This window comes from Bacillus sp. 522_BSPC (assembly GCF_001076885.1).
Classification (GTDB): Bacteria; Bacillota; Bacilli; order Bacillales; family Cytobacillaceae; genus Niallia; species Niallia hominis.
Map to the genome: position 1 here is coordinate 1 of NZ_JVDT01000287.1, position 22589 is coordinate 22589.

At 35.1% G+C, this 22589-nt stretch carries 22 protein-coding genes and 2 pseudogenes; 18 read left to right on the plus strand and 6 right to left on the minus strand.

The annotated features are described in order from the left end of the window. The first annotated feature begins 120 nt into the window (after positions 1-120). From ADJ83_RS23665 to ADJ83_RS23675, 3 genes are all read left to right on the plus strand, one after another. The gene (locus ADJ83_RS23665; protein ID WP_031534616.1) at positions 121-1044 is read left to right on the plus strand and encodes a dipeptidase; all 924 of its coding nucleotides are present in this window, start codon (positions 121-123) and stop codon (positions 1042-1044) included. A 383-nt stretch (positions 1045-1427) separates the two neighbouring features. Beyond that, positions 1428-2978 (plus strand): tRNA (N6-isopentenyl adenosine(37)-C2)-methylthiotransferase MiaB, encoded by a 1551-nt coding sequence (gene miaB / locus ADJ83_RS23670; RefSeq protein WP_031534618.1) that lies wholly within the window; start codon positions 1428-1430, stop codon positions 2976-2978. Next, positions 2978-3358 (plus strand): RicAFT regulatory complex protein RicA family protein, encoded by a 381-nt coding sequence (locus tag ADJ83_RS23675; RefSeq protein ID WP_031534619.1) that lies wholly within the window; start codon positions 2978-2980, stop codon positions 3356-3358. Before miaB ends, ADJ83_RS23675 begins: the two co-directional genes overlap by 1 nt. 153 nt (positions 3359-3511) lie before the next feature. On the opposite strand, the gene ADJ83_RS23680 is transcribed toward ADJ83_RS23675, so the two are convergent. The 3 genes from ADJ83_RS23680 to ADJ83_RS23690 all read right to left on the minus strand — a co-directional run bounded on the left by ADJ83_RS23680 (position 3512) and on the right by ADJ83_RS23690 (position 4773). Next, positions 3512-3865, minus strand: coding sequence for a hypothetical protein (locus tag ADJ83_RS23680; RefSeq protein WP_031534621.1), 354 nt, complete (start codon positions 3863-3865; stop codon positions 3512-3514). Between the two features lie 107 nt (positions 3866-3972). Next, positions 3973-4281 (minus strand): hypothetical protein, encoded by a 309-nt coding sequence (locus ADJ83_RS23685; RefSeq protein ID WP_031534622.1) that lies wholly within the window; start codon positions 4279-4281, stop codon positions 3973-3975. A gap of 36 nt (positions 4282-4317) precedes the next feature. Further along, positions 4318-4773: a hypothetical protein gene (locus tag ADJ83_RS23690; RefSeq protein WP_031534623.1), complete on the minus strand. Its 456-nt coding sequence runs from the start codon at positions 4771-4773 to the stop codon at positions 4318-4320. 351 nt (positions 4774-5124) lie between these two features. Here ADJ83_RS23690 and ADJ83_RS23695 point away from each other — a divergent pair, with 351 nt between their 5' ends. The 8 genes from ADJ83_RS23695 (at position 5125) to ADJ83_RS23730 (ending at position 13737) form a co-directional block, all read left to right on the plus strand. Then, positions 5125-5673, plus strand: a complete 549-nt coding sequence (locus tag ADJ83_RS23695) for an outer spore coat protein CotE (protein WP_031534625.1) — start codon at positions 5125-5127, stop codon at positions 5671-5673. 289 nt (positions 5674-5962) lie between these two features. After that, complete coding sequence (gene mutS, locus ADJ83_RS23700) at positions 5963-8584, plus strand: DNA mismatch repair protein MutS (protein ID WP_031534628.1); 2622 nt, start codon at positions 5963-5965, stop codon at positions 8582-8584. A 209-nt stretch (positions 8585-8793) separates the two neighbouring features. Then, positions 8794-10710, plus strand: a complete 1917-nt coding sequence (mutL, locus tag ADJ83_RS23705) for a DNA mismatch repair endonuclease MutL (protein ID WP_031534630.1) — start codon at positions 8794-8796, stop codon at positions 10708-10710. Positions 10711-10910: 200 nt separating this feature from the next. Further along, the gene (locus ADJ83_RS23710; protein ID WP_152910860.1) at positions 10911-11333 is read left to right on the plus strand and encodes a hypothetical protein; all 423 of its coding nucleotides are present in this window, start codon (positions 10911-10913) and stop codon (positions 11331-11333) included. A 62-nt stretch (positions 11334-11395) separates the two neighbouring features. Beyond that, positions 11396-11926: a hypothetical protein gene (locus ADJ83_RS23715; RefSeq protein WP_031534634.1), complete on the plus strand. Its 531-nt coding sequence runs from the start codon at positions 11396-11398 to the stop codon at positions 11924-11926. A gap of 39 nt (positions 11927-11965) precedes the next feature. Continuing rightward, entirely contained in the window at positions 11966-12409 is a 444-nt protein-coding gene (locus ADJ83_RS23720) for an NUDIX hydrolase (protein ID WP_031534636.1), read from the plus strand. A 35-nt stretch (positions 12410-12444) separates the two neighbouring features. After that, positions 12445-12903, plus strand: a complete 459-nt coding sequence (locus ADJ83_RS23725; RefSeq protein WP_031534639.1) for an NUDIX hydrolase — start codon at positions 12445-12447, stop codon at positions 12901-12903. A 33-nt stretch (positions 12904-12936) separates the two neighbouring features. Further along, positions 12937-13737, plus strand: a complete 801-nt coding sequence (locus ADJ83_RS23730) for an EcsC family protein (protein WP_031534641.1) — start codon at positions 12937-12939, stop codon at positions 13735-13737. A gap of 128 nt (positions 13738-13865) precedes the next feature. On the opposite strand, the gene ADJ83_RS25785 is transcribed toward ADJ83_RS23730, so the two are convergent. After that, positions 13866-14003 carry a hypothetical protein gene (locus ADJ83_RS25785; protein ID WP_155986731.1) on the minus strand — a complete coding sequence of 46 codons (138 nt, stop codon included), beginning with the start codon at positions 14001-14003 and terminating at the stop codon, positions 13866-13868. 297 nt (positions 14004-14300) lie between these two features. On the opposite strand from ADJ83_RS25785, the gene psiE reads away from it, so the two are divergent. From psiE to ADJ83_RS26410, 5 genes and pseudogenes are all read left to right on the plus strand, one after another. After that, positions 14301-14714, plus strand: coding sequence for a phosphate-starvation-inducible protein PsiE (psiE, locus tag ADJ83_RS23735; RefSeq protein ID WP_035415921.1), 414 nt, complete (start codon positions 14301-14303; stop codon positions 14712-14714). 87 nt (positions 14715-14801) lie between these two features. Continuing rightward, entirely contained in the window at positions 14802-15122 is a 321-nt protein-coding gene (locus ADJ83_RS23740; protein ID WP_031534644.1) for a putative quinol monooxygenase, read from the plus strand. Between the two features lie 243 nt (positions 15123-15365). After that, a complete protein-coding gene (locus ADJ83_RS23745; RefSeq protein WP_031534645.1) occupies positions 15366-16589 on the plus strand; it encodes a sensor histidine kinase in 1224 nt (407 codons plus the stop codon). Between the two features lie 282 nt (positions 16590-16871). After that, positions 16872-17314 (plus strand): annotated as a pseudogene (locus tag ADJ83_RS23750) (cell wall hydrolase). A gap of 246 nt (positions 17315-17560) precedes the next feature. Further along, positions 17561-17683: pseudogene (locus tag ADJ83_RS26410) on the plus strand (VOC family protein); the annotation flags it as partial. Positions 17684-18149: 466 nt separating this feature from the next. Here ADJ83_RS26410 and ADJ83_RS26415 read toward each other — a convergent pair. Next, entirely contained in the window at positions 18150-18530 is a 381-nt protein-coding gene (locus ADJ83_RS26415) for a ferritin-like domain-containing protein (protein ID WP_031534646.1), read from the minus strand. A 491-nt stretch (positions 18531-19021) separates the two neighbouring features. Between ADJ83_RS26415 and ADJ83_RS23760 the strand changes: the two genes are divergently transcribed. Beyond that, a complete protein-coding gene (locus tag ADJ83_RS23760) occupies positions 19022-19405 on the plus strand; it encodes a DUF302 domain-containing protein (RefSeq protein WP_031534647.1) in 384 nt (127 codons plus the stop codon). Positions 19406-20025: 620 nt separating this feature from the next. Next, on the plus strand, positions 20026-21987 hold the full coding sequence (locus ADJ83_RS23765) for a CoA-disulfide reductase (protein WP_031534649.1): 1962 nt from the start codon (positions 20026-20028) through the stop codon (positions 21985-21987). 207 nt (positions 21988-22194) lie between these two features. Here ADJ83_RS23765 and ADJ83_RS25400 read toward each other — a convergent pair whose 3' ends face one another. Beyond that, complete coding sequence (locus ADJ83_RS25400; protein WP_192840972.1) at positions 22195-22371, minus strand: hypothetical protein; 177 nt, start codon at positions 22369-22371, stop codon at positions 22195-22197. Between the last annotated feature and the right edge of the window lie 218 nt (positions 22372-22589).

Sequence of the window (22589 nt, forward strand, 5' to 3'; positions counted from 1 at the left end):
CTTTTTTTAAAATTGAAAATTCAGGTTTAAATAGTTTGAGATTAATGATATCTTGGTGGAAGGCCAATTAAGATTTACATAGAAGAAAATAAAGAGCATAATCGTATAGGAGTGAATTTTTTGAATTACTTTGATGGGCATTGCGATGTATTATTAAAAATGTTTAAGGATAAAATGATTAATTTTCAGAATAGTAAAAAACTTCATATAACGAAAGAAGGACTCCAAAAGGGTGGAGCAAAGATCCAATGCTTTGCCATCTATATTCCAGAATCCATTCATCCAGATATGAAGTTTGAAGCTGCATTATCCATGGCAACTATTTTTAATGAAAAAATCCTACAGCCTAACCCAGATCTTAAATTTATCCGTAATAAAATGGATATCGAGCAATTGAAAGATGGAGAAATTGGCGCGATTCTAACACTTGAGGGCTGTGATGCAATCGCTGGCGATTTATTGAAATTAAAGACATTGCTTCAATTAGGCGTATCAGCAGTCGGACTAACCTGGAACTACGCCAATGCTGTTGCAGATGGTGCGTTAGAACCAAGAGGGGCTGGTTTATCTTTATTTGGAAGAGAAACAGTAAAACTACTAAATCAACAAGATATTTTAGTAGATGTTTCCCACTTGTCAGAAAACTCCTTCTGGGATGTCATGGAACTTGCCGATCATCCGTATGCATCCCACTCAAATACATATAATCTTTGTCCACATCCTCGTAATCTACGAGATGACCAAATAAAGGCTTTGATTGAAGCAGACAGCGTAATCGGGATTACTTTTGTGCCGCAATTTTTAAGTGGCACAAATGCTGCAACCATTACAGATGTATTACGGCATTTAGATTATATCTGTTCCCTAGGAGGAGAGGATCATGTCGGCTTTGGTTCTGATTTTGATGGAATCTCTCAAACCGTTAAAGGGTTATCTTCTACTGCCGATTACCCGAATCTAATTAACGAACTTATGAAATATTATACTAGTAGCCAAGTAGAGAAGTTTTTATTTTCGAATATGGTAAAAAGATTTCCGAAATAAAGGGTAATTTTAAAAAGCATCCGGGCAGTTGCGTTCTCTCCTTTTGAGGTAGGAAAACGCAACTGCCCGTTGCTGTAAGATTCCTATATATAGATAAAGAAAATAGTAGAAATTCTTCTTTCTAACCTAGCTATTGTTTTCAAAAGGTCAAAGGCTTATACTAGAATAATGAAAATATGTCTATAAAGAATAGTACATATGAAGAAAAGATTGTTGTTTATATTGCGACAGTACCGAACTTCTGCGGGGAGCAAGTGGTTAACCTGGCTAAATCAATGGAAACCATGTTATAAAGAAAACAATCTATAAGAACTAACCTAAACCATGTATATTAACAAACTTATGGATGAAACAAGTTCATCGATAAGAGAGGAGTAGTTGAAATGAACGAAAAACAACGTTTAGAAGGACAAAAAATTGAAAGCAATAATTCTTCGGACAAAAAATCCGAAAAGGATTACAGCAAATATTTCGAAACAGTGTATAAAGCACCATCTTTAAAAGATGCCAAAAGACGTGGAAAAGAAGAAGTTCGTTATGAAAAAGATTTCTCTATTTCCGAACAATTCCGTGGAATGGGAGAAGGACGCAAATTCTACATTCGCACATACGGTTGTCAAATGAATGAGCATGATACAGAGGTAATGGCAGGAATTTTCTTAGCATTAGGCTATGAAGCTACAGATACTGTAGATGATGCCAATGTTATTCTTCTTAATACATGCGCGATTCGTGAAAATGCAGAAAATAAAGTATTTGGTGAATTAGGACATTTAAAGCATTTAAAAACAGAAAAACCAGATCTTTTAATCGGGGTTTGTGGCTGTATGTCCCAAGAAGAATCCGTAGTAAATAAGATTTTAAAAACATACACACAAGTAGATATGATCTTTGGAACACATAATATTCACCGTTTACCAAATATTCTTCAAGAAGCATATATGTCTAAAGAAATGGTTGTGGAAGTTTGGTCTAAAGAAGGGGACGTTATCGAGAACCTTCCGAAAGTACGTAACGGAAAAATAAAAGCATGGGTTAATATCATGTATGGCTGTGATAAATTCTGTACCTATTGTATCGTTCCATATACTCGAGGAAAAGAACGTAGCCGCCGTCCAGAGGATATTATTCAAGAAGTACGTCAATTGGCTGCACAAGGTTATAAAGAAATCACCTTGCTTGGTCAAAATGTAAACGCCTATGGAAAAGATTTCACGGACATTGATTTCCGCTTCGGTGATTTAATGGAAGAAATGCGCAAAATTGATATCCCACGTGTTCGTTTTACAACAAGTCACCCACGTGATTTCGATGATCATTTAATCGAAGTGCTTGCTAAAGGCGGCAACTTAGTGGAACATATCCATTTACCAGTTCAATCTGGTTCATCAGATGTGTTAAAAATTATGGCACGTAAATATACAAGAGAAAAATATTTAGAATTAGTTCGCAAAATGAAAGCCGCTATTCCTAACTTAACACTAACAACAGACATTATTGTTGGGTATCCAAATGAAACAGATGAGCAATTTGAAGAAACATTATCTCTTTATAAAGAGGTTGGCTTTGAAGCTGCATATACATTCATTTATTCACCACGTGAAGGTACGCCAGCTGCGAAAATGAAAGATAATGTTCCAATGGAAGTGAAAAAGGAACGTTTACAGCGCCTAAATGCTTTAGTTAATGAGTATTCTGCTAATTCCATGAAGGGCTACCAAGATCAAATTGTGGAAGTCCTTGTGGAAGGGGAAAGCAAGAATAATCCAGATGTACTAGCGGGCTATACACGCAAAAACAAGCTAGTAAACTTTGTTGGACCAAAATCAGCAATCGGTAAACTTGTTTCTGTTAAAATTACGGATGCGAAAACATGGTCATTAAACGGGGAAATGATTGAGGTATTAGAAGCGGAAGCTGTTGAGGCAAACTAATGGCTAAGTATACAAAAGAAGAAATCATCGAGCGAACAGAACAACTTGCCAAGATGATTCGTGATACAGAAGAAGTCGAATTTTATCAGCGGGCAGAACAGCAAATCAATCAAAACAAAAAAGTGAATGATCGAATTGCTCAAATCAAAAAATTGCAAAAACAAGCAGTTAACCTTCAGCACTATGGGAAAATTGCGGCTTTAAAAGAAACAGAAGCAAAAATTGATGCCTTGCAAAAAGAAATCGATGAGCTTCCAATCGTCAGCGAATTTAAAGAATCACAGGAAATCGTTAACGATATGCTTCAAATGATAACAAAAACAATCGCAAACACAGTTGAAACCGAAATTCTTTCCGTTGATAAGAAGAAAGAAGAGTAAAAAGGGTTTTTGTTAGATTAGAATGTTCATTGAGTTAAATAACGTTTAACATTCTTCCGTTGATTGGAGCTGAAAGCAATAGGCTTCATTTATTTGCGAATACAATTAAAATGCCCAAAAGTAGAAAAACCAAGCATATTCTCGCTTGGTTTTTTACTTATTTTGATTATTTAAAATGTTAATTGCTCGTAAGAAAGCTTTTCGATATTCCTGCTGTTCCTTCATAGCAGTTTGCAAGGTAGAAAGCAATGCTTTATTAAGCTGCTTCGTTTCTTTATCTTTCGCGTTTCCATTATTAATCGACTGCTGAAGAAATGTATAGACTAAAAATAAAACAGAATAGTTATCAACATAAGTAAGGCTGACAGCACTTCCGCCATTTCCTCCTTCTGCATGTGTGTTAACAGAAGGCCCTCCCGTTTCCAGAATTTTATCAATAAGCTCCTCTGGTACACCAAGATCCTTTAATTTCTCAGCTGTTAAGCCAATATTTTTATCCTTCGCCATTCTTTTCCCTCCTATTAGGTATGTAAAAAAGAAAAGGGCAAACACCAGATGATGTTGCCCTTTATTATATGCTTCTATCTTGTAAGAGTGATTATCTTAAAAGCTGATTAACCTTCGTTTACCATTTCAGGGCTGTTTTCGTTGTAAGATACAGCAGTAGCAGCACCTGCAACGTTAGCATTAACTAAAATACCACCAACGAAGAAGTTTAATAAGTTAACACCTACAGCAGCACCACCAGCAGCGCCAGAAGCTGTAAATTGGTTAGCAAGGTTACCATTTCCTTGAGTAGCGTTAGTGAATCCGCGAAGTTCTGCTCCTTTATTTCCAATGCCTTTACCTTTAGCAGTAACATCAGTACCAGCAACGCCAGAACCGTTACCTTTGTGACAATCAGATGTGTAGTTAGACAACATATGATTTCACCTCCTTTCAAAAGTAAGATAAATTCATTATTTTTTGATAAAATCTGATAAATCTAGTGAAAAAATAGGCTTGCCATTCACGTTTAATTGGAGATTCCCATCATCATTTGAAGCATCAATAACAGGTAATTTCTCCTGTATCTTACTTAATGTTTCTTGATTTATTAAACTCTTTAGCGTTTCTGGATTAAGATTCGGCATTACTTTATCTTTAAGCGAATCTAAATCGATATTAGCCACTTTTTCTTTAATAGAATCTAAGTCAACATTCGATGCAACCTTTTCTTTCACTGCCTCCATGGTTCTTTCAGATACATTGCTTTTTAAACCTTCTGTTAATTTTTGAACCAATCCACCCATTTCAGTAGATAACTTACCGACTAATTCTTGTGCGTATTTAGCTCCTTCTTCACCAGAAACCTCTTTGCCATTTACATTGAATTTAAAATCAAACTGATCGTTGTTATTAAATAACCCTGCCAACTTCCTCACCCCCTTACCGTATACTACAGTATATAAAGATTTGACCAAGCTGTATCCGCGAATGTATTAATACAAACGCATATTTTTTTATGAGTTAAAAATTTTATCGAAGGAATGCTGAGTTTTACCCATAAATAGAATGGAAGTAGATCCATTCAAAGGCATGGAGTGGAGCTTTGCAAAAGCAAGGATATCCGTCTAGAAAAATGGCTAATATCGGCACACTTACCCAAGTTTTACATACAATGAAGTAGATTTAAGCATTACTTACAGTCTTTAAAATTTGTCGCACACTAGACTCCTATCCCGCATAGGATGAAATGAAAATGAATGAGGAGGTTTCGCTCGAACATGGGAGAATATAGAGAGATTATTACAAAGGCAGTCGTAGCGAAAGGACGCAAATTCACAAAATCCAATCATACGATCTGTCCAGACAACAGCCCTTCAAGCATCTTGGGCTGCTGGATTATCAACCATACGTATGAGGCAGAAAAGGTTGGTAAAACAGTAGAAATTTGCGGATACTATGACATTAACGTTTGGTATTCCTATAATGACAATACACAAACAGAAGTCGTTACAGAGCGTGTAAAATATACAGATGTCATTAAACTAAAATATCGTGATCCTGACTGCCTAGAAGACCACGATGTGATTGCAACAGTATTACAGCAACCAAACTGTATCGAAGCAGTAATTTCTCCAAATGGCAATAAAATTATTGTTCATGTAGAAAGAGAATTTATTGTAGAAGTTATTGGAGAAACAAAAATTTGTGTAGAAGTATGCACAGATGAATGTGGTAAAGATGACGACACATGGTTTGAAGATGACGTAGAAGACGAAGAATTTGAAGAATTAAATCCAGACTTTTTAGTAGGCGGAGAAGAAGAGTAAAGGCTAGGAGCTTCCTAGTCTTTTTTTCTTGAACCTTTTTAATACGCTGTTTACATAAAGTTTGTTGCTAGAACCTCACAGCCTGAGGAGGCGCATCTTTTTCCCCGGCTAATCTTATGTCTCGAGCGAAATGGAACGAACAAGTTATCAAATCTAACTTTACTTAAAGAATAAAAGTTTTATATGTTTACAATAGCTGTTTTTTCCCAAAACCCCCCACTCAAATATTCTATTTCTTTATGGTATAATGAGAAAATAATAGATTTGGACTTGGATTTTGGAGGAAGTTATGACAACATATACGCCAATGATACAACAATACTTACAGGTAAAGGCAGATTATCAGGATGCCTTTTTATTTTTTCGTTTAGGAGATTTTTACGAAATGTTCTTTGATGATGCGATCAAAGCATCACAAGAGCTTGAAATTACGTTAACGAGCAGAGAAGGGGGCGGAGCAGAGCGAATTCCAATGTGTGGAGTTCCTCACCATTCTGCGCCAAACTATATTGAACAGCTTGTTGAGCGTGGCTACAAAGTGGCAATTTGTGAACAAACAGAAGACCCGAAGCAAGCAAAGGGTGTCGTAAAAAGAGAAGTGGTTCAGCTAATCACACCTGGTACGATGATGGAAGGGAAAAATTTATCAGATAAAGAAAACAATTATATTGCAACCATATCAACACTGACGGACGAAAAATTTGGCTTTGCATACAGCGATTTATCGACAGGGGAAAGCAAGGCAACCATATTAACTGGAATCGATTCATTATTGAATGAATTATCGTTATCAGGAGCGAAAGAAGTGGTTGTTGCAGACGATTTTTCAAAAGAGTATTTGAAAAGATTACAGGAGCGGGGAACTATAACCCTTTCGATTGAAAATGATATTGTTGAAAAAGACATGCATGTTTCTTTATTACAAGGAATAGAAGAACAATCACTGAAAAACACCGTTGCACGCTTGTTCAATTACTTATATCGCACACAAAAAAGAAGCCTTGATCACTTACAGCCAGTTTCAATTTATGTAATCGATCAATTTATGAAAATTGATTATTATTCAAAGCGAAATTTAGAATTAACGGAAACGATTCGCTCAAAAGGGAAGAAAGGTTCTCTTCTTTGGCTTTTGGATGAAACGAAAACTGCGATGGGTGGCAGATTGCTAAAACAATGGATCGATCGTCCATTATTAAATAAGGACGAGATTGAAAATCGCCAAAACTTAGTAGAAACAATGATTAGTCATTATTTTGAGCGCCAAGATTTGCGAGAAAAATTAAAGGAAGTATACGATTTAGAACGCTTAGCAGGTCGCGTTGCTTTCGGTAATGTCAATGCAAGAGATCTTGTGCAACTAAAAAAATCGTTACAGCAAATACCGATTATTCAGCAAATCGTGGCATCATTCGGGTCAAAAGAAGCAAGCAGCCTTGCAGATAAATTGGATCCATGTGAAGATATTACCGATTTATTAGAACGTGCGATTGTGGAAAATCCGCCACTTTCTATTAAAGAAGGAAATATTATTTTAGATGGTTATCATCCTGAATTAGACAGCTACCGGGATGCAAGTCGAAACGGCAAGACATGGATTGCTCAGCTGGAAAGAGAAGAACGGGAAAAAACGGGCATTAAATCACTAAAGATTGGCTATAACCGTGTATTTGGCTACTATATTGAAGTGACGCGTGCCAATGTTCATCTTTTACAAGAAGGACAATATGAGCGCAAACAGACACTTGCCAATGCAGAACGCTATATTACGCCTGCATTAAAGGAAAAAGAGAGCCTAATCTTACAAGCGGAAGAAAAAATGGTCGAGCTGGAATATGAAATTTTTACGACAATCCGCGAAACGATTAAAGAATATATTCCCCGCTTACAGAAGCTAGCCAAAACAGTAAGTGCACTAGATGTATTGCAGTGTTTTGCAACTGTCAGTGAGGATCGTCGCTATGTGAAGCCGCAATTTTCTGCGGACCGAACACTTTCTATTAAAAATGGCCGTCACCCTGTAGTAGAAAAGGTGATGAACGCACAGAGCTATGTAGCAAATGATTGCACCATGCATAAAGACCGAGAATTACTGTTAATTACAGGACCGAATATGTCTGGTAAAAGTACGTATATGCGCCAGATTGCTTTAACCAGTATTTTAGCGCAAATTGGTTGTTACGTCCCAGCAGACGAAGCAGTTCTTCCGCTATTTGACCAAGTATTTACAAGAATTGGTGCCGCAGATGATCTTATTTCTGGACAGAGTACGTTTATGGTTGAGATGCTAGAAGCGAGAAATGCCCTGTTGCATGCCACCAATAATAGTTTAATCTTATTCGATGAAATTGGCCGAGGCACAAGTACCTATGATGGAATGGCGCTTGCACAAGCCATTATTGAATATATCCACCATGAAGTCGGGGCAAAGACATTATTCTCGACTCACTATCATGAGCTAACCGTACTTGCAGATGAGCTTCCGTCCTTAAGCAATGTTCATGTAAGTGCGATGGAGCAAAATGGAAAAGTTGTCTTCCTTCACAAAATAAAAGAAGGAGCAGCAGATAAAAGCTATGGTATTCACGTCGCCCAGCTTGCAGAATTACCAGAGGCACTTATTGAACGAGCACAAGAGCTATTAACAAGCCTAGAGCAAAAAGATCAATTCGCTGAAGAAGCAGCAGTGGCGGAAGTCGAGCAACCTACCGTAAAAGCAGAAAAGATCGAAGAAGAGGCACAATTATCCTTCTTTGGTACAGAAGAAGAGAAAAAGCCGCACAAAGTGCTTTCTACTAAGGAAAAGCAAATTGTAGCGAAGCTTAAAGAGATAGATATTCTAGAAATGACGCCAATGCAGGCATTAAATACATTATATGAGCTTCATAAAAAAGTCCGAAATGATAGATGAAGTGGATTTGGTGAGTGGGATGAACGTTTGAATAGGGTTATCGTTGAGGAAAGTGGTTTTCATAAGCGAAATGAACGCCAGAAAAAAGAGGAATCCCAGAAAAAGTGGTTATCATACACAAAATAAAAGCCGAAATTAGAACCACCGTTCATTCTAATGCTAAACTACCACCAATCTGAAAATAAGTAAGAAAGAAAAGAGGAGAAACAATGGCAAAGATTATTCAACTGGATGATGCACTCTCGAATAAAATTGCTGCAGGTGAAGTTGTTGAGCGGCCAGCCTCTGTTGTAAAAGAGTTAGTAGAAAATAGTATTGACGCAAAAAGTACTTCGATTGAAATTTTTATCGAAGAGGCTGGTTTGCAAAGCATCCGCATTCTTGATAATGGACTAGGAATTGACGAAGAGGATGTCTTAACTGCTTTTTCCAGACATGCGACAAGTAAAATTAAAGACGAAAATGACTTATTCCGGATTCGTACCCTTGGCTTCAGAGGAGAGGCACTACCAAGTATTGCCTCTGTCTCACAAGTTACCTTAACAACTTCCACTGGGGAAAAGGGTACAACGATCGAACTCAAAGGCGGTCATTTAGTGAAACAGGAAGGCGCACCTGGAAGAAGAGGTACAGAGATTATCGTCAGCGATTTGTTCTTTAATACGCCAGCAAGATTAAAATATATGAAATCGATTCATACTGAGCTTGGCAATATTACTGATATCGTCAATCGACTTGCCCTTGCGCATCCTGATATTAGCTTTCGCCTAGTCCATAATGACCGAAAGCTCCTTCATACGAATGGCAATGGGGATGTAAGACAAGTTCTTGCGAGCATTTATGGCTTAACTATTGCAAAAAAAATGATTCCAATTTCAGCAAGCACCCTTGACTTTAAATTAAGTGGCTATATGGCGCTGCCAGAAATTACACGAGCGTCACGTAACTATATTTCCACGATGATTAATGGACGCTTTATTAAAAACTATTCTCTCGTACGTAGCATTCAGGAAGGCTATCATACGTTGCTGCCGATTGGAAGATATCCAATTGTTCTCTTAAATGTGGAAATGGATCCGATTCTAGTTGATGTCAATGTCCATCCATCGAAAATGGAAGTGCGCTTTAGTAAAGAACAAGAGCTGTATGAACTTGTAAGTACTACCATTAAAGCAGCTTTCAAGAAAAAAGAGCTTATTCCAGCTGGACTAATCCGCGAGAAAAAGACTGCACCAAAAGAAGAGCAAGCAGCGTTTAGCTTTGACACGGTGCGTGAGCCAGCAATGCCAATATCTGCTCCAAAATCAGAACCAACTGTTTCGATTTCAACAGAAGAGCAAGAGGAAAAGCCAACTTGGAACGAGCCAATAGAAGAACCACCAAGTAGTTGGCAAGCTGGAGAAGCTAGAGAAGAAACAACAATAACAGATACCACAGCCTTTTTCTTTGAACAGAAAGGAAGCAATTTCATTCCAACTGCACCAGTAGAAGAGATAGAGGAAACGTGGGGTGAGGAAGAAATAGCCGACGTCGTGGAAGGTCCCAGAGTTCCGCCCCTTTATCCAATTGGGCAAATGCACGGAACTTACATCTTTGCGCAAAACGAAAGAGGACTATACATCATCGACCAGCACGCAGCCCAAGAACGAATCAAATACGAATTTTTCCGGGAAAAAGTTGGAGAAGTGCATAATGAATTACAGGAAATGCTCATCCCATTAACATTAGATTATTCTCTAGATGAATGGATGAAAATAGAAGAAAATAAAGCTGAATTAGAAAAAGTAGGCGTATTTCTCGAACCATTTGGCCAGCAAAGCTACCTAGTTCGCTCCCATCCACAATGGTTCCCAAAAGGAGAAGAAAAAGAAACAATCGAAGAAATGATCGAACAAGTTCTCTCCATGAGAAAAGTAGACATCAAGCTTTTACGAGAAGAAGCAGCCATTATGATGAGCTGCAAAGGCTCTATTAAAGCAAACCGCCATTTGCGAAATGATGAGATTCAAAGTTTATTAGACGAACTTCGGACTACATCCGATCCATTTACCTGTCCGCATGGTAGACCGATTATTGTGCATTATTCGACTTATGAGATGGAGAAGATGTTCAAGAGAGTTATGTAAATAATAAAGTGAGCCCCTATAATATTCCTTATTGAACTAGAAAAATACACTAATTGAATGGGAAGGCTTAGAATTTAATCATCTTGTGTAATATAAAGGTCTGCCCCGAAAATCAGCATCCACTGATTTTTGGGGTAGACCTTTTTTTCATTCACAAAGTGAAACTTTTTCACTATTCAAACGTATTTCCTAAGAGAGGGGTGAGTAAAATAAATAAATTTGTAAGAAAATTTATGTCCATTTTATTCATTGTATTGTTGCCAATGGTAGTTGGGTGTTCGGCTCAAAATGCCTCAGAGGAAAAAAACAGTAAAACACTTGAAACGGTATTGAACGAAACGTTTACCGTACCTAATAAGGAGCTTCGTGATATTTTAGAAGATCCAAATAATTACACGATAATAGCTGCGAAAGAAAAAATTAATTCAACTAATAACTTGGATGCTTATTTAGTGAAGAAGTATAAGGCATATTTTACTTCCTATAAAAAATTCGAGCTTAATCTAAATAAAGCGTTAAAAGAATTGGAAAATCATGAAATAATAGATGTGAAGTTTGCGGTGAACAATGAACCTTTTACGGAGCAAGAAATCTACGCAGCAGTCATTTTATATAAAGCATAAGGTTTCAATAAATTCTTTTCCAATTCTAATCCGTAAACAAAAATGTCAGGAGCTGTTTAATTATGAAAAAATTACTTGCTTCCTTTCTTATTTTATTCACTTTGCTTGGTTGTTCTAATAAAGGGAAAGAGTCTGACGTAAAATCAAGTGATACTGATTCACTCGAAGAACAAATTTCGAGTGTAATAGCAGAACATCAATTAAAGAATAAAGAAATTATTGATTACGATCTAAAAGATGATTTCATTTATGTTATTTTTAAAAACAAGCATGAAAGCGGCAATACGCATAATCCTGATTTAGTTATTTTAGAGAATAAGGAAGGAAAGGTAAATTGGGTAGCGGGTCCAGAGGATCGTACAGGGTCTGTTGATACGTCTATGATATTTGCAAGAGAAGATGGTCCTACTGTTACTATTACGATGCCAACGGGAAATACAGCTGTCAAAGAGGTAAAAGTGCTTGGAGAATCTGCAAAAGCAGTAACCTATTTAGAGCATTTTACAGATGATTTTTCAAGAGCATATACCTATTGGATTTCTTATACAAAGGAAGAACCTACGTATGAGGATATTGAAGTGATTACGGAGTAGGGAAAGATAATCAATTTTTTTGTATAAGAGGAGATTTATATGGAAATAATCACATTCGGCAAAAAAGAAGAAGGGAAAGAATACATCATAAGACCTGCAGCGTATTGTGTGATCTTTAATAAGCAGAAAGATAAAATTGCCATCATTCAAACTAGTGATGGCAACTACTTTCTTCCGGGTGGAGGAATAGAAAAGAATGAGACCCATAAAGAATGCTTAGTAAGAGAAGCTTTGGAAGAAATGGGAATGGACATTGAAATAAATTCCTTTATTGGGAGTGCGCGCAGATATTTTTACTCAACAAATGAATATAAGTATTATCTGAGTGAAGGGTATTTCTATATATGCAAGATCGTTAAACAAATAGGGGAACCAACAGAGGAAGGTCATTTTCTAAAATGGCTAGAACCAATTCAAGCAATAGAAGGTTTATTTCATGAACATCAAAGCTGGGCAATTCAGGAAGCATTACGAAAAGGATAACAATTTTCACTTATCTGAGCTTGGAGGCGTAATAAATGGAATACTATAAATATTTAAGGCAGCATGTAGGGCATAAGCCACTTATTCTACCTGGTTCTGTTGTCATCATGCTAAATGAACAAGAGGAAGTGTTATTGCAAAAAAGGCTTGATGGATATTGGGGATTGCCAGGTGGGTTAATGGATTTAGGGGAGAGCTTTGAAGAAGTAGCAAGAAGAGAGGTCTTTGAAGAAACAGGATTAAAAGTTGAAAATCTTACATTACTAAATGTATTTTCTGGTTCTGATTATTATTTTAAAATCCCCAATGGCGATGAAGTATATGCAGTAACAGCAGTGTATTTTACGAAAGATATAAGTGGAGAAATGAACATTGATTATAATGAGTCAGAAAAAATGCAGTATTTTCCTTTAAATAAATTGCCTAGTGAATTATCGGATGAATATAGAGGATATCTGGAGAAATATATAGAATGGGAAAATAATGTGTTGTGATAGCGGAAGCATTTAATTATAAGAGGTGTAGGAATGGAAAATCTAGAACAGCTCAGAATAAAATTAAAGACAATTGAAAAATGGGAGAAAAACCAAAAAGGGTTGTTCTTCTGGGAAAAAATCGGGCGGCTTCCATTTGTGCTGTTAGACAAATGGACACCGAAATACATACAAGACAAAATACATATCCTATTAGATGAAATTGCAGTATATATTGACAATGGCGGAAAATATTTAGTGAATAAGGAAAAAACAGTACATAAAGTAAAAAAAGAATTATCCTTACAGAAGGATATAAAACTTGATGATATAAAATACTTTTCTATTGATTCCATGGAAAAGACAGCAGAAGCCTTTATAAAAAGTCATGCTAAGAATGCGCAAATTCAGGGGGCTACAACTGGATTTGGGGGGATTTTTACTCTCGCTGTAGATATTCCCCTTATTTTTGGGATTACCTTAAAGACTATACAAGAAGTGGCGGTTGCATATGGATATGACCCATCCAATAAGGAAGAACGAATATTCATGATCAAATGTATGCAATTTACGTCATCTGATATAGTTGGAAAAAAAGCAATCTTAAATGAATTGACAAATGCACAAGAGGAGGAAGGCTTTGCGCAGCTACAAGGCTGGAGAGAGGTATTCGCCTCTTATCGAGATAATTTTGGTTGGAAAAAGCTGTTTCAAATGATTCCCGTCGCTGGAATGATTTTTGGTGCGTATATGAATAAATCAGCCATAAAAGATGTGGGAGAAGTTGCGAATAAGCTCTATCAAAAGCGTAGGGTATTGGAGAGAATAGAGCAATACACAGGTAAGGTGGAGTAGTCCTTCTTTTTTGGATTGTAAGAACTATTGAATCGGCAACAAACTTTCTTATTGGACAAGTTAGAATGGAACTTGCGCTTGTTTTTAAGTAAGTTTCCCCCTAATGCAATAGGGGGCAGGGGTTGGAGCTATTTTCTTTTTGGCTCCTGGATCGATACATGCTTTGGACGTTTTGGATACGATGCTTTGCCTGCATCTGGTCCAGTAAGATCATTTCGCTGGTCTAGAACTTTCCCAGTATATTCAATCGGATTTTGCTTGTTCATCTTTACCACCTCCAATAATAGGATGGGTAAAAATAAAAATCCAATGACAGGTAATTTTTCCATGGAGGAGTAAACCTTTTTTCATCGATAGGGGAAAAAAGGTTACAAGGATAAAAATTGGAAATGATATCTACTTAAAAGAGTCTGATTCAAATGAAAAATTCCATTCCGATTAGCTTCGTTTTGTTTTGTTCGATTTGTACTATTGAGAAAGTGTCCGCTCTTTACTTCTTGGTTATTTGATCCAAAAATAGCTCATATTAAGTTATACACACTTAAAAAAGGAGTTATAGATAATTGAATCAAATAAAGATATTCTCGCTTATACCTATATTTTTACAAATACTGTTAAATGCTTCCCTGTTTCTTATAGGATTGATTTTAAGTTTTCTGCTTATAAAGGAAACATGGTATATTTTTACATATGTAGCCTTTGTACCAGAGAATGAACAAGATTATTATTTATTCACAGAGGAGCTGCTTACTTACTTTTTATACTTTGAATTTATCGCTTTAATTATAAAGTATTTTGGATCTCAGTTTCACTTTCCGTTACGCTATCTTATTTACATTGCTATTACAGCAATTGTAAGACTAATTATTATTGAGCATGATGATCCAATTAATGCTTTCTGGTGGGCATTGGCTATTCTCATTTTAATTATTTCCTTATTATTAACAAACTTAAAACTTCTAAAAAAGGATTATTAATCCATTATGTTTCCTTATTGAATAAAAGGATTAGATGGGGGGGATGTAGAAACAAATATGGGGGTTGATAAAGGAAGGAGGAACAGTATGGGGAAATTCAGTTTGTTTGGAAAATTTACTGTTCAAGAGGGCGAACGTGAAACAATGGTTGCTATTTTGTTGGAAGCAGCAGAATCAATGAAGAATCTGGATGAATGTGAAGTGTATCTTGTTAATATTTCTGAAAGTGATCCAAATTCTGTTTATATTTATGAAGTTTGGAGTAATGAAAATGCCCATCAAGCCTCTCTGACTCTTGAAGTCACACAAACATTAATAAGGCGCGCCAAACCACTCCTTACTGGAATGGAAAGAATCAATACTCTTCAAACAATAGGTGGAAAAGGAGTACGATCAAAGTCTTACTAGTTTCAATAGCCTCAAAGTTCAGATGTTACATACTATGTAAAAATTAAGCGTCTATCCCTTTTTTTCATAAAGGTAGACGTTTTTTCTTATTTAATAAGAAATAGAAGGCTAAATAATAGCTTTAGAGAAAAACTAGACTACAAAAAGAAGGAACATTAAGGTAAAATAGACTTTTATATAGCTAATGGACCATTTTTTTCGAGTAATTTAGAAAGATACAATAGTATTGTGAGGATTTTTTAAATGATAGACAATGAATTTTTACCTAGTATAAAGCTTTATCGTATGATTATTGGCATTTTTATTGTATTAATGAGTGCAGGGTTAGTTTTAATATACATAGAAGATGATCGAATCATTTCTTTATCTTTCCTTTTGCAATTTATATTCGTTATAAGCATTTCTGTGCTATTAATCATCTTTCCAAAAAGGGATTCCGTAAATTATAGAGCTGCGATTATTATTTGCATGTCAGCATACTTTTTATTTATGTATTTACGGTTTCCCGAGAGATTTGCTTTGCTATTACTTATTAGTTTTATCCCAGTTATTCCAGTGTTATTTTTGCATATCCGATTATTCTATATCACATTGATTGGTAACATTACAATTACTATTAGCATTATTATCTACATGATGATGGTTGATACACCTAGTATACATATTTATAATTATTTGGACTTCTTTGGAGTTGCGATTAATTTCTTGGCGACACAGCTTTTGCTACTTTTTCTTTTTCTTCTCTTCCAAAAAAGGATGAAGAATCAAGAATTATATTACGATCAAGTGAAGCAAGCTGAAAAACTTAGGACAACTGGACAGCTTGCGGCAGCTGTTGCACATGAAATTCGCAATCCTATAACGGTGGTAAAAGGATTTATTCAACTACATGAAAATGATAAGGCATTGCCAGAACATATCAAAAAGCATTACAAACTAATGTTGGATGAGCTACAAGTTGCCGAAACGGTTATTTCTGATTTTTTATCACTGGCAAAACCGGCGGAAACCAAGATGGAGATTGTATCGGTCAATACTGCACTTCATACTGTGATGGACTTACTAAACACCTATGCTATGAATGATACGATTCATATTGAATTAGAAATGGCAAGAGATTATGAAATTAAATGTAATATAATGGAGTTTAAGCAATTATTTATAAATTTATTAAAAAATGCGATTGAAGCTTCTCATCATGGAGATACAATTCGAGTAAAAGTGACCGGTGAACAGGATAATGTGAAAATAATGATAATCGATAGCGGTTCTGGAATGAGCCGAGAACAACAGGAGCAGATAGGAACCCCTTTCTATTCCTTAAAAGCCAAAGGTACAGGACTCGGCTTAATGATCTGTTATAGCATTATCCAAAAGTATGATGGAATGATTAACATTTGGAGCGAGGAAGGAAAGGGGACAGAGGTGACAGTCACCTTTCCTATTGTTAAAATCGATTCTTTGTAAAATTTTGTGTGAAACGTCTGACTCCTTGCTACATAAGGATTTAGACGTTTTTTTATTAGGTGGAGGATTCGTTGAAAAAACTTTTTAAAAGGTTATCTGCCTATTATTTCATTTATAGAATAATAATTTATTTTTTAGGTAATCGGACAGGGATTTCATTGAATAAAACTATAAAAAAGAATGCTTTTCATTTTTTTTAGGGCAAACGAAGTATTCTTATTTTCTTAATAAAAATTTTGTTAATGAATCTTTTTTTTATACTATATTTTAGGGGTGACAAAAATGCCAAGAGTTAGCTACAAAAGTTCAGACGTTGACCTAATGGCAAGGATGATGAGGGCGGAAGCAGAAGGGGAAGGCCCACAAGGAATGCTGTATGTTGGAAATGTAATTGTTAATCGTCTTAAAGCAGATTGTACAGATTTTAAAGGTTTAAGAACCATTTCACAGGTTATTTTTCAAGTACAAGGAGGAAATTATTCTTTTGAAGCTGTTCAAAAAGGGAATGTATTTTATCAAAGAGCAAGAGCAGCTGAAAAAAATTAGCAAAACAAAATTTAGATTACTGGCGAGAACATCCAGGAAAATATGCCCTTTGGTATTTCAATCCATATGCTCCATGTCCTCCAACGTGGTATGGTCAACCGTTTGCAGGTCAATATAAAGATCATTGTTTTTACGAGCCAAAACCTGGAACCTGTGAAACTGTTTATACAGGAGGATAAGCCTATTTTAATCTGTACAGTAGATGATGGAGTAGGGTTGCAATAGGTTCATTTGGTAATAAAAAATAAGAGCTCTAAAATCCAATATAAATACAGAATTTAGCCCAAGTATCGGAATTAAGTTCAAAGAATTTAAAATATTTATTAGGAGTCTGTAACCTGGTATGCTAATTTCAATGGTTACAGACTCCTTTTTAGAATGAGAATATGAAGTATTTGGAACAGTGTAAATTGTATTTCAATTAGAGTCCAGAATTATCTGAATTTAATCAACACTTAATTGATAATCAAGTTAAGGTCGAGGAGATAAAAGAAGATAATGGTCATACTTTTTTCCACTTTTATGACCCAAATGGTAATAAACTTTAAGTACCTGGTAAGATTATTATCAATAAATTACCTTATTACATTACCGTGTGCTTTAGCCGAGCAAGAAAAAAAATTTATGTAGATTGTTCAAATAATAACAGAAAATTTTGTATAATTCATATTAATGCTACAATAATTTCTAATGATATACGTCTAAAACCTCGATACATAAGGGATTAGACGTTTCTTTATTATATCATAAGTAAGGCTAAGAAGAATTATCACTCAAAATAAGAGTTAACGCTTATTTTATTAGATTAAAAATTGTACAACCTTTTTTTATGCAGTCTTGAGATTACTATTTCTGTAATCTGATGGATTTATAGGACTACATTGTGGAAATTATACTTAAACTACCCTGAGTATTGACTCGAGTAAGATTAATGCTCTTTCTTGTATAAGACCATTAGGCACAGTCTTAAATAAATTTTATAAAAAAACTAGGTTGGTACCTAGAATTAAAAACTTATTTCAAGAAATATAAGAACCAAACTGCATGATTTTGTTCATCATGTGCTGCTCTTTGAAACTCTTCTTTAATTTTTGGATTATCTGTTTTAGATACAATTTCTAAATAAAAATCGACTGTTTCTTGTTCATCTTTAAACGCAAAATCTAATCCTTGTTTATATTTCTTTGGGCATTCTTCACTAATTTTTGGTTTATATTTTTCACCTGTTAATTGTGTATATAAATTTGAAAAGCTATTAAAATGTCTTATTTCATCTTTTCTGATTTCGTTGATTTTATCTTTTATATATTGAGTAGAAGCTAAATTAATTAAATGCTGATAACATGAAATGGCTGAATATTCACCATCTATTGCCTTTTCTATTAAAGTCACAATATTTTCCCTAGAATGAGCATGAAAAGCTGTTGTAAGGCCGGTAACATTTGGAACAAGTGGTCCTAGATAATGATAGTATGCATGTGGATCAGATGGAAGTTGTTTAATGTGATATGTTCCATGCCCATAGTGAACGTGACATGAATTCCCAGGGCAATGTAAAAGCTGATTCCAAGGTCCATGTTTAATAAAGGGATAACCTTTATACATTACACCATCAAGACCGGTGATTATTTCTGGTTGCATGATTTACCTCCTATAATTTGTTTGTATCATATTATGACATCGCTCTTCTATAGATGTTTGTCTCTAAGAGAATTGGGTGTTCAACTCAATTTTATCTGTGGATTGTTTTTTTCACTTTTATTTAATAAAAGTCTGGGTATTGATAATAAGGGTATATTTTCTTTTCTGCCTTTAGTAATTTTAAAAAATATCCTGATATATATTTCACCACCATTATAAATACTAAAAGTTAAGGAGTGTGACAAATGTTTGATTATACTGTAGAAACCAGTAAAAATATTAGTGAGGCAATCTATAGCTTGGAAGAAAATTTAAAAGAAGAAAAGTTTGGTGTATTATGGATGTTTGATATAAAAGATAAACTTCAAGAGAAAGGACTAGAGTTTGAATCTGACTATAAAGTTTTAGAGGTTTGTAACCCACATGAAGCACAAAGAGTGTTAAAGGAGAATTTGTTAGTTGGTTATTTCTTGCCATGTAAAATGATTGTTTATACCGACCAGGGAAAAACTAAAATTGGCATGCCGAGACCAACAGCTTTAATTAACTTAGCAAATAATGAAGAAATCAAAAAACTTGCACAAGATATTGAGGTCCGTTTAATTAGCTGTATTAATAAAAGTATATAAAGTTGAAGAGTTGAGTTAATAAGTTTCTTTAATCCTTGAAAAACTATATGATTCAAGACCTGTTTCCATGTAATTAGATCAGGTCTAATGTTATTCCGCACATTGAATTTAAACTTTTTTAATAGGCTTTTTTCGTAAAGTTTGTTGCTATCGCCCTCAGCCGGAATACTTCGCTTTTCCGTGGGGCAGATAAATATCCCTTTCGCATATGGGAATATATGGATGTAATACTCAAAAAACTAGAAAAGAGATTTACCGATGATTTTTAGGATTAATCATCGGTTTTTCAGTTGTCTCACTCAAGCTCCTGCAGAGTCTCAGACTGTCCTCGCTAATCCCACAGTAGGGAGTCTACGTGTATTCGGCTGCTCTATTTTCCAACTAATTCTTTTTTTCTATTGAAAAAACAGTCTTTTAGAAGAAATGCGCTTAAAAAAATGATTGGATGGAATATTTTTACAATATTATAAGTATTTAATTGTGAAGATATTGTGAAATAAACTCAAATAACCTTCACAAAATTAATTTATATTTTATAATACCCATACAGGTATAAACCTATCGGGGTATATTCAAGGGTATTGATTGGAATTAAATTAAAAATAGTTGGAGGGAATAACATGTCACAGAAACTCATTATAGTAGGTGGAGTTGCAGGTGGAGCAACAGCTACAGCAAGGTTAAGAAGAATAAGTGAAGATGTAGAAATTGTTCTTATAGAAAGGGGAGAATATATTTCATTTGCTAATTGCGGACTGCCTTATTACATTGGAGAAACAATCAAAGACAGAAGCAAATTATTAGTCCAGACCGTTAAAGGAATGTCGAATCGATTTAATCTGGACATTCGGAATTTTAGTGAAGTATTAAGCATTAATCCCAAAAATAAAAAAGTCACAATTAAGAATTTACAATCAGGGAAAGAGTATGAGGAATCCTATGACAAGTTATTATTGTCACCAGGGGCTAAACCAATCGTCCCACCAATTCCAGGATTAAGTGAAAATGAGGTATTATTTACATTAAGAAATATTCCAGATACAGATAAAATAAAAAAATATGTTGATACCAATCAACCTAAAAAGGCGATAGTAATTGGCGGAGGATTTATTGGAATTGAAATGGCTGAAAACTTGTTGGAAAGAGGAATAGAAGTAACGATTATTGAAATGGCAAAGCAAATTATGGCTCCAATTGATTTTGAAATGGCTAGTATTTTACACGGAAATATAAAAGAAAAAGGTGTGAATCTAATATTAGAAAACGGGGTCCAAGCATTTGCTAATAAGGGAAAAAAAGTTATTCTCTCTGATGGAACAGAAATAGAAACCGATATGACCATTCTTTCTATAGGTGTTAAACCGGAAAATGAATTAGCTAAGGTAGCAGGACTTGAACTAGGAGAGCGTGGAGGAATTGTTGTAAATGAATACCTTCAGACTTCTAATGAGGATATTTATGCTGTCGGGGATGCAGTTGAGGTGGTGGATTATATTAGCGGGAAAAAAGCTATGATTCCACTTGCAGGACCGGCTAACCGACAAGGCAGAATTGCGGCAAATAACATGATGGGGAAAAAGGAGAAGTATCATGGCACATTGGGAACTTCCATTGTTAAAGTATTTGATTTAACAGTTGCGACTACTGGCAATAATGAAAAGACGCTAAAAAGCTTAGGAGTTTCATATGAAGTTGTTCATATTCATCCAAGTTCTCATGCAGGGTATTACCCAGGAGCAGCACCAATTGCTTTAAAATTAATCTTTGATAAAGAAACAGGAAAAATATTTGGTGCACAAGCTATAGGAGCAGATGGTGTTGATAAACGGATTGACGTAATTGCAACAGCAATAAAAGGTGGATTAAAGGTGAATGATTTGACTAATTTAGAATTATCTTATGCTCCCCCATATTCTTCAGCAAAAGACCCTGTTAATATGGCTGGCTATGTAGCTTCTAACATAATGGAAGGTGAATTAGAAATGGTTCAGTGGCATGAAATCGATGAGATTGTTAAAGATGGAGGGTTATTGATTGACGTTCGCGAGCCAATGGAACGGGAATTTGGATATATTAAAGGTTCCTTGAATATTCCGTTAGATGAATTAAGGAACCGATTAGATAGTCTTCCAAAAGAACAAACGATATATGTCAGTTGTCAAGTTGGATTAAGGGGATATCTGGCAAGCAGGATATTAAAAAATAGTGGATATACTGTTAAAAATGTTGATGGAGGTTTTAAAACGTATTCCTCTGTATTTAAAAGCGTTATAAACAAAACGATTGAAACGAAAACAAATCAACTTGAGGAATCAGAAGATATTGATGAAATACCGGTGAATGCTGTTGTTGATGTTACTGGTTTATCTTGCCCAATGCCGATTGTAAAACTAAAAAAAGCGATTGAGCAGTTGGATAGCGGTCAAATATTAGAAATCCATGTGACAGATAAAGGTGCATTAAATGATCTGCCTGCATGGTCAAAAAATGCCGGACATATTCTTTTAAAAACAAAACAAGAGGAAAAAGTGATTAAATTTTGGATTAAAAAAAATGAAGATAAATTAAAGGGAAGCATTTAACTTCTATTTAATCAAAAATACTTTAAAAAGCATGCCTCCTATTTTTGGAGTCATGCTTTTTATCTTTCGCAAAATCATCTGTCAAAGTTAACAGTAAGGGTATTGGGGAATATAATTAATAGCTAATGTTTTTTTATACTCATTCTTTGTTGGAGGATATAGTCTTAGTTCCTATAAAATTTATGATTCCTGCCATTTAATATTTTTTTAAGAAACATGATTGCTTTCAACAAACGTTTCAAGAGCTGGATGATATTCTTTTTGATAATGATTATCAGGACAAGACTTTTTTACTATTGAATTCATAAAAGCTGTTTTATCCGTTACTAAAGTTTTCTTACATTCAGGGCACTTTTCGCTAAATAAAGTTTTAAATAAACTCATAATGGCACCTCCACAATAACCTTTAAATCATATTGTAATACTTGGTATTATAAATGAGTAGTTAAAAAAACTCAATGGATTGAAATCCAAAAGTTAAAATAATAGGAGCATTCCTGTTAGAAGGATTTTCGGGGACTTGAACAAAAAGAGCCCTCTTGGTATGATGCGGGGTGTCAAATCGTCGACGAAATGACCCCTAATTTGTTAACCAAGGAGGA